An 8913-nucleotide genomic window follows, 5' to 3' on the forward strand; every position below is an offset into this window, starting at 1 on the left:
CCCGCCAGTAATGCCGAGTGATGGGCCTGCAGCCCAAATACGAGGGCCAACTATGTCACCCGCATTTATGCCGTCACGCACGGCTATGACGCTGTAACCTTCTGCGCCAACATTACGTACTGTTGTAAATCCAGCTTCTAAGGTTTTTTTAGCAAAATGAGCCGCTTTAATCGCCATTCTAGGAACTGACTGGCCTAAACGCTCACTGCGCGGCACCGTAGGGTCACTCGTTAAATGCACATGCATATCCATTAAACCTGGCATAAGGGTTAAATCAGGGAGTTGAATGTGTTTATCATCTTTAGTCAGCGTTGGTTTTTTATTTTGTTCAATGTTTGTAATTACGCCATCATCAATAGTAATTAAGGGTGATTTAATGAGCTTGCCATCTTTAACATCAACCATGGCTTTAGCCGATAGGTATGTAACTGCATGGCTATTAAAAGTGGTTAAGCAAAGTAAGGCAATAGAGGTGCTGAGTAGTTGTTTTTTCATTTTATTTTTCTTTTAAATCATATTTGAATTAATAGAAATGTAACAAGTTCAGATAAAAGTGCAAATTTAATACGATGAATGCAATCTATCGTAATTTCTTTATTAAGCACGGTTTAATGCGCATAATTAAAAAACGATATTAAAAAGGATTATCATGAAATCAATTAAATTAGCATTAGTTGCCAGTGGCGTTATGTTTGCTTTAAGTGGCTGTATGAATACTGAGCTTAGTACACAGACTAATACCAGTACGCAGTTAAACACAGTTAACGCATCAGCAGGTATTGTTTCAGAGCTTTCAGCAGAGCAACAACTCGATGTACTTGTTGCACAGTATTACGATGAATCGCTCACATATAGCCCCATCAGCGCAACGTACAATGGTCGTAATGAGTTTAACGATCAATTCACGCCTGTGATTTCAAAAGAAAATAGAGCAAAAAAAGCCGCTTTTTATAAAAAATATCAACAGCGATTAAACTTTATAGATAAAGCACAGTTAACAGGGCAATCGCTTTTAAGTTTTGAAATATTAGAGCGTGACCTTGCACTTAAATTAGAAGGCATGCAGTTCCCTGATTATTTACTACCAATAAATCAAATGGCGGGTGCGCATAACACCTTTGCAGGTTTTGGTTCAGGTCAAAGTGCTCAGCCGTTTAATACCGTTGAAGATTACACCGCTTTTATCTCGCGTAGCGAAGGTTTTGTAAAGTGGCTTGCAAGTGTAGAGCGTTCAATGGCGCAAGGCATCAAACTAGGTATTACGTTACCAAAACCACTTGCTGAAAAATTACAGCCACAATTTGCAGCTCATGTAGTTAAAAATGCCGAAGACTCATTATTTTGGAGACCAGTTAAAAAATTACCAGAATCGTTTAGCGAACAACAAAAGCAAAAAATTACAGCGCAGTATCGTCAATTGATTATGCAGCACTTAGTACCGGCTTATAAAAGTATGAGTGACTTTTTAGCTAATCAATATATTCCTAATAGTCGAGAAAGCGTAGGTTACAGTGACTTACCAAACGGTAAAGCATGGTACGAATACCAAATTAAGAAAAACACGACGCTTAGCTTATCTGCAGACGAAATTCATGACATTGGTTTAAGTGAAGTGTCGCGCATTTTAAGCGAAATGAAAAAAGTAAAAGAAACCGTAGGCTTTAAAGGTGAGCTATCTGAATTTTTTGATCATTTACGCGATTCAGATGAATTTTACTACGACACGCCCGAGGAGTTAATTGCGGCATATGAAAACGTTAAGAAAAAAATAGATGCGCGTTTACCTCTACTTTTTAACATAGCACCCAAAGCACCTTACGTTGTAAAAGCAGTTGAAGCCTACAGAGCGCAGTCGGCAGCAGGTGCATCCTATGCATCTCCGGCGCCTGATGGCTCTCGCCCTGGTATTTTTTATATCAATGCTTATAACTTAAAAGCGCAGCCTAAATTTTTACTCGAAACTTTATCGATTCACGAAGCAGCCCCAGGTCATCACTTTCAAATAGCACTTCAGCAAGAAATAGAGGGCTTACCTGATTTTCGTAAATTTGGTGGCTATACCGTGTTCGCAGAAGGTTGGGCGCTTTACGCAGAAAGCTTAGGCAAAGAGCTAGGCTTATTTACCGACCCTTATATGTGGTATGGACGTTTATCGGATGAGCAATTACGCGCAATGCGTTTAGTGCTTGATACTGGTTTTCATGCAAAAGGGTGGACGCGTCAACAAGGTATAGATTACATGCTTGCAAATTCATCTATGGCTAAAAGTGATGTAATTGCTGAAGTAGAGCGATATATTGCATGGCCAGGACAAGCGCTTTCTTACAAGTTAGGGCAATTTAAAATTCAAGAATTACGTGATTTTTCTAAAAAAGAACTCGGTGATAAATTTGATATTAAAGCGTTTCACACGCAAATATTAATTGATGGCGCATTACCAATGCCAATCCTAGAGGAAAAAATTAAGCGTTGGGTTAAATCTCAAAGCTAATTTGTAGCGCAAAGCCAGTACTTTGAAAGGGTATTGGCTTTGCGCCATTTACAGCAATACGGTAGAATGCGCGCTCTTTAGGGGGCACGAGTAAACTATGTTTGATCAACAATTAGCAAATACACAATTTTGGCTTAAAAAAAGCTTAAGCGACATGAGTCAAAACGAATGGGAAGCCATTTGTGATGGATGCGGAAAATGTTGTTTAAATACGTTTATTGATAGCGAAGATGAAGACGAATTTACCGCCACCGATCAGTTACGCGAAGGTGAGCAATTAATATTTACTAATATTGTATGTCAGTATCTCGATAACAACACCTGTGGTTGTAGCGAATATGAAAACCGCCAAACGCTTGTTCCTTCTTGTGTAAAACTCACAAAAGAAAACCTTAAAGACATCTTTTTTATGCCACAAAGCTGCAGTTACCGTCGTTTACATGAAGGTCGTGGTTTGGCTTCTTGGCATCCGTTATTAAATAATGGTGATAAAACAAAGATGCATGAGCTAGGTATTTCTGTAAAAGACAAAACAGTAAAAGATTGCGATGTAAAGCTCGACGACTTTGATTTGTACATTGCAGAATGGCCAACAAAGGACGTAGATTAATGAGTAAACAACAAGCCGTAATTGGTTTAATCAATCCTAAAAGCCCGACTAATGTTGGCGGTGTATTGCGAGCAGCTGGCTGTTATGACGCTAAACAAGTTTTTTTTACAGGCAATCGCTACTTAAACGCCAAAAAGTTCCATACAGATACAAAAAATGTAGTGGAGCGTATTCCTTTAACCGAAACAGATAATTTAGAAGCAATAAAGCCACAAGGCGCAACGGTTGTGGTTATTGAGCTTATTGAAGGTGCAACACCTTTACCTGAGTTTAAACATCCTGAAAATGCATTTTATGTATTTGGCCCCGAAGATGGTTCTGTATCAAAAGACGTCTTAAAGTGGTGTGATGAAGTGGTATATATTCCAACTATTGGCTGTATGAATTTAGCGGCAACCTGTAATGTAGTTTTGTATGACCGCTTAGCTAAATTAGGCGGCGTTGAGAGTAGTGACGATACTATTATTAGCTCTCGTGATACAAACAATAAAATGAGGTGGCAAAAAAGCTGATTAGTTAAGGTTTATTTGTGCAAAAGTGTTAGTAGTAGCTAAACTTAAAAACACTATTAATCACAAATAGATACTAAAATGCGCTGGTTTTATTTTATATTATTGCTAACAACTAGTAATAGTTTTGCTGAAACATCGGTTGAGTATTTTCAAAATGGTACTCAACACACTTTAACTGGGCATTCCCATAAATCAGGGGTGCTCTATGAAGCTAAAAACTCCAAACAAACACTTCATCTAGCCACACTCGATTGGCCTCCTTATATTGGTAATAATGTATGTAATAAAGGCTGGGTTTATCAATTTTCAATTGCCTTGTTAAATAGTAAGGGCTACAGCGTATATATTGAATTTTTGCCTTGGGCAAGAGCGGTACGAAATGTAGAACTAGGCAGGGCTGACATACTAATGCCTGAATACTTTATAGAAGATACAGCCCCCTCCGATTATGTTGATGGTAAAACACGTCGAGAATTACTCGGCTTATCTAATTCGTTTAAAGGTGGCGAAATTGCTTTTTTAAAAAGGAAAGGCGATACAGACCATTTCACAGGAAACTTGAACTCGCTCAAAGGGCTTAAGATTGGTGTTGTTCGAGGGTATCAAAATACGCCAGAGTTTGATGCCATGATGGACAATGGTGAGTTTGAAGTTATCGCCTCTGTTGATGACTTACAGCTTGTTAAGCTACTGACTGCTAAACGTGTTGATTTGGTTATAGGCGATCCTCAAGCTTTGAAATCATCTGTGGCTTACTCCTCTTTAACTAAACCTGAAAAACAGACTTTGCTTTCTTCCATTGAGCAAGAAAGCATTCCTTTGCAATATAACTCGTTATATTTTGCCATTAGTAAGCGTGCACATAATTGGCTTTTAGTATTAGAGGATATAAACGAAGGGCTTTATCAGTTTAATAACAGTGGCGAAATAGACCGAATTGTTAGAGCGACCAACACGCAATGTGAATAACGCCACTGGAACGTTCCATAAGTGCGCTGACTAATTTATATTTAAACATGTAAAATCGTTTTCAACTTGTTAATGGAGTGAAAACGACGTGAGTGAAATAAATACAAACCAATCATTCGCGGTCAACGAACAGCCAAATAAAAATTATCTGTTTCCACTGACTGCAATGACGACCCTATTTTTTTTATGGGGTTTTATTACTGTTTTAAACGATGTACTAATACCACGCTTAAAAGGCGTATTTGATTTGAGCTTTTTTGAAGCGATGCTAGTACAGTTTTGCTTTTTTGGGGCTTACTTTATTGTTTCTATTCCTGCGGGGCTTTTAGTTAAGCAATTTGGTTACAAAAAAGGAATTTTAACTGGTTTAATTGTGGCTTCAATGGGGTGTATGTTGTTTTACCCTGCTGTTGTAGTACATGAATATTGGCTATTTTTAGGCGCTTTATTTGTACTTGCTGCTGGTGTAACTGTACTTCAGGTTTCTGCTAACCCTTATGTTGCAGCTCTTGGCAGTGAAAAAACAGCTTCTTCTCGTCTAAATTTAGCACAAGCACTTAATGCGCTTGGTACTACCGTTGGGCCTTATGTTGGTGGTTTATTATTTTTCGGTACGGCAGGTAGTTTAGCCGCATCGGCAGCAACTGCTGAATCTGTAAAAGTGCCTTATTTAATGCTTGCTGGCGCTTTATTGCTTATCGCTATTGTATTTGCCTTTATAAAGCTTCCAGAAATTGAAGCCCACAAAGAGGAAAATAATACAGCAATTGAATCTCGTTCGTTAATGCAAGCACCGCACCTAACTATGGGTGTACTTGCTATATTTTGCTACGTAGGCGGGGAAGTTGCCATTGGTAGCTTTTTAGTTAACTACTTTGGTGAGGCGCACATAGCAGGGCTTGAAGAGCATACTGCGGCCGCACTTATTAGTTATTACTGGGGCGGGGCAATGGTAGGGCGTTTTATAGGCTCTGTATTATTACAAAAGATAGCACCTTCTAAAGCTATAGCGTTTAATGCATTTAGTATTATTGCGCTATTATTGATCACTATTTTTACTCAAGGTGACGTCGCTTTATACTCAGTATTGGTAATTGGTTTATTTAACTCAATTATGTTCCCGACTATATTTTCAGTTGCAATCGAGCGACTAGGATCATTGACGAGCAAAGGTTCTGGCTGGTTATGTTTAGCAATTGTTGGTGGTGCACTTGTACCATTACTGCAAGGGTTTATAGCTGATACAGTAAATATACAGCAAAGCTTTTTTGTTCCAATGTTATGTTATGTATTTATTGCATGGTATGGTTTAAATGTTGTTCGCTTAGCAAATAAGTGGAAATAACAGACTATACAAGAGTGACTGAATACGTATTCAGTCACTTATAAAGCTATATTTAATGGGAACGTTCCATAAAAAATAAATCTAGTCATTAATTATTTAATATTAGCCAGTTACCCACGAAAGCCTTTTGTTTTACAATCCTTTATTCTTATTTTTCATCAATAACCTAACTGTAAGTCTCTTTTACTAGGACATTTAGCTAAATTTTTGCTAAAACAGTAAGGCTAATAACGATAAATAATAAAAAGGGTGTATATGCTTAACTCGTTGAAATTTACTTCCAAAGTGACTATTGCAGCCTCCTTAATTTTGGTTTTGGTGCTAGGGTTATTTACTTTTAATAACTACATTGCGATGCGCAAGCAAACCGAGCAGCAGTTAAGCTTGGTATTGCAACAAAATTCCGAATCTGTTTCACAAAATATAGCGAGTTGGTTAAATGCAAAGTTGGCGATTGTTATATCAATTGCTAAAACCCATAAAGCTAATGATTCTAAAGCACTCACCCTTTCACAACTAAATACAGCAGAGCTTGCTGGAAGCTTTAAAAATACGTATATAGGTAAATCCAGCGGCACGTTTATATTAAACGATCAAACGGTTGTATTACCTGCAGATTTTGATGCGACTTCTCGTCCTTGGTATAAATTAGTTGAAAACAAATCAAATACCGCTTTTACAACTCCTTATATTGATGTAACCACTAACGAGCTTACAATTTCAGCGGTAGTACCCATACTCCAAAATGGTCAGTTTAGCGGCGTTGCAGGTGCCGATATTGATATGCAGACCGTGACAAAAATTATCAACGATATTGACTTTTTAGGACTCGGTTATGGTTTTTTACTCGATAACAAAGGCCAAGTGTTAAGCCATCCAAATGCTCAGTTAAACTTAAAAAATACATCAGACATCTTTGGCACCAATACGCCTTTACAAAGTGAGTTTACCCAGTACGAGATAAACGGAGAGTCTAAGCTTATTTCGTTTACAAAAATTAGTGGTATTAAAAACGTAGATTGGTACCTAGGTGTTGTTATAGACAAAGATAAAGCGTATGCCAGTGTCTCTAATTTTGGCCAAACCGCAGCTGTTTTTATGGTGATAGGAATTATCACTATTATAATTATGATGCAGCTTTTATTACGCTATTTAATGCAGCCAATGAATCGTTTAAACGATGCTATTAAAGATATAGCACAAGGTGAGGGCGATTTAACAAGGCGTTTAACCGTTGAAAACGACGATGAATTTGGCGATTTAAGCTATTCATTTAATATTTTCATCGAAAAAATTCAGCATTCAATAGAACAAGTAAAAGAGTCTACAAAGCAATTAGATACAGCTATTGAGAGCTTGGTATCACAAACACATTCTTCGCTGTCTATGTATGATGATCAAAGTAAACGAACCGATAGTGTTGCAGCGGCTATCAACCAGTTTTCAGCTACATCAATGGATATCTCAAGTAATGCAGAGAGTGCATCGCAGCTTGCTAAAAATGCAGATGAACATTCAACACAAAACCAAGAAGCATTAAGTCACAGTGTTACAACTATCCACCAGCTCTCGGGTAATATGGAAAAAGCTCAGCAAACTATAAACAGTTTAAATACGCATACAGCCAGTATTGGCCAAGTGCTTGAAGTTATTAAAGGTGTAAGCGAGCAGACTAATTTATTGGCACTTAATGCCGCAATTGAGGCCGCTAGAGCAGGAGAGGCGGGACGCGGTTTTGCCGTTGTAGCAGATGAAGTTCGCCAATTAGCGCACCGCACTCAACAGTCAACGCAAGAGATTGAAGACACGGTTAGTCAGTTGCAAAAAGGCTCAAACCTTGCTGTAGAGCTTATGAAAACAAGCCTTGAAGGCAGTGAAAAAAGCGTGCAACAAGCCGATGCTGTTGGCAATTTAATGAGCCATGTTATACAAGCGATTCAACAAATTAACGATGCAAATCACTCTGTGGCCACTGCAACAGACGAACAAAACCAAGTTGTTAAGTTATTAGATACAGATATTCAAACAATTAATTCGCTTTGTATACAAGGCAAGGCCAACTTAAATGACACGCTTGACGAATGTACCAAACTAAAACAACAGTTTAGTGCTTTAGAAAATATGGTTCAAAAGTTTAAAGTATAAAATTAATGACTAAAAAAAATGTGAATAAACCAAATTGGCTCAGTCTAATAAATATCGACAGTGTTTATAGCTCAGACATGCAACGCAAAGCGTTTTCTTTATTTACCATGATTGGGATTTCAATTGTGGTGATCGCAGTATTAGTGTTTTTTAATTATAAGCTTTATTCGCCACTACTGACCGCTTCATTAATAATCGTTAACATTACAAATATAAGCTGTTCTATCTATTTTATAAAAACGGGTAACCTGCAAGTTGTGGCATTAATAAGTATGAGCATTGTGTGCATGATGTTTGTTGCACTTGTTTATACCGGCGGTAAAGATAATACCGCGCTATATTGGCTAATGTTTTATCCTGTCGTAACGTTTGCATCTTTAGGGGTAAGATTAGGTGCTTGGTTAGGCTGTACCTTACTGTTTTCTTGTATTGTTATTTTATACGGCCCTGACTTTGGTCAAGTTAGCTATGGCAACGTAGAAAAAACACGTTTTATAGCGTCCTTTTCTATGGTGTTTTTATTCTCATTTATTGGTGAGTATTTTAGGCATAAAAGACACATGGCTATTGCCGATATTACGCTAGAGCAAAAACAAGATGCTTATACTGACCCCCTTACTGGCATAGCAAATAGGCGTTTTATTACCTCTCATTTTTTAAAGCTTGCTCAAACACGCCCAGAGCAGTACTTACCTTTTTCAATTTTGTTAATTGATTTAGATAATTTTAAATCTTTAAACGATACGCATGGCCACGATTTTGGTGATACGGTATTGATAGAATTTACCAAACTTCTTGAGTCTCAATTTTTGGCAACTGCGTTAAAGGCCCGTTATGGCGG

The 8913-nt window shown here is 37.8% G+C and carries 8 protein-coding genes; 7 read left to right on the plus strand and 1 reads right to left on the minus strand.

All coding sequences use genetic code 11. The features are described 5' to 3' along the window. On the minus strand, nt 1–495 hold a 495-nt coding region (locus L652_RS0100825; protein WP_024595019.1), incomplete at its 3' end, for an amidohydrolase family protein. A 154-nt stretch (nt 496–649) separates the two neighbouring features. Here L652_RS0100825 and L652_RS0100830 point away from each other — a divergent pair. From L652_RS0100830 to L652_RS0100865, 7 genes are all read left to right on the plus strand, one after another. Further along, nucleotides 650–2491 carry a DUF885 domain-containing protein gene (locus L652_RS0100830; RefSeq protein ID WP_024595018.1) on the plus strand — a complete coding sequence of 614 codons (1842 nt, stop codon included), beginning with the start codon at nt 650–652 and terminating at the stop codon, nt 2489–2491. 97 nt (nt 2492–2588) lie between these two features. After that, entirely contained in the window at nt 2589–3101 is a 513-nt protein-coding gene (locus L652_RS0100840; protein ID WP_004334734.1) for a YcgN family cysteine cluster protein, read from the plus strand. Next, a complete protein-coding gene (locus L652_RS0100845; RefSeq protein WP_024595017.1) occupies nt 3101–3613 on the plus strand; it encodes an RNA methyltransferase in 513 nt (170 codons plus the stop codon). The genes L652_RS0100840 and L652_RS0100845 overlap by 1 nt, the downstream gene beginning before the upstream one ends. Before the next feature lie 78 nt (nt 3614–3691). After that, on the plus strand, nt 3692–4582 hold the full coding sequence (locus L652_RS0100850) for a transporter substrate-binding domain-containing protein (protein ID WP_024595016.1): 891 nt from the start codon (nt 3692–3694) through the stop codon (nt 4580–4582). Between the two features lie 88 nt (nt 4583–4670). After that, complete coding sequence (locus tag L652_RS0100855; protein ID WP_024595015.1) at nt 4671–5927, plus strand: sugar MFS transporter; 1257 nt, start codon at nt 4671–4673, stop codon at nt 5925–5927. A 255-nt stretch (nt 5928–6182) separates the two neighbouring features. Then, a complete protein-coding gene (locus tag L652_RS0100860; RefSeq protein ID WP_024595014.1) occupies nt 6183–8072 on the plus strand; it encodes a methyl-accepting chemotaxis protein in 1890 nt (629 codons plus the stop codon). A 5-nt stretch (nt 8073–8077) separates the two neighbouring features. Then, a partial coding sequence (locus tag L652_RS0100865) for a diguanylate cyclase (protein WP_024595013.1) occupies nt 8078–8913 on the plus strand: 836 nt, incomplete at its 3' end.

The sequence above is a fragment of the Pseudoalteromonas sp. TB25 genome (assembly GCF_000497995.1).
Classification (GTDB): domain Bacteria; phylum Pseudomonadota; class Gammaproteobacteria; order Enterobacterales; family Alteromonadaceae; genus Pseudoalteromonas; species Pseudoalteromonas distincta.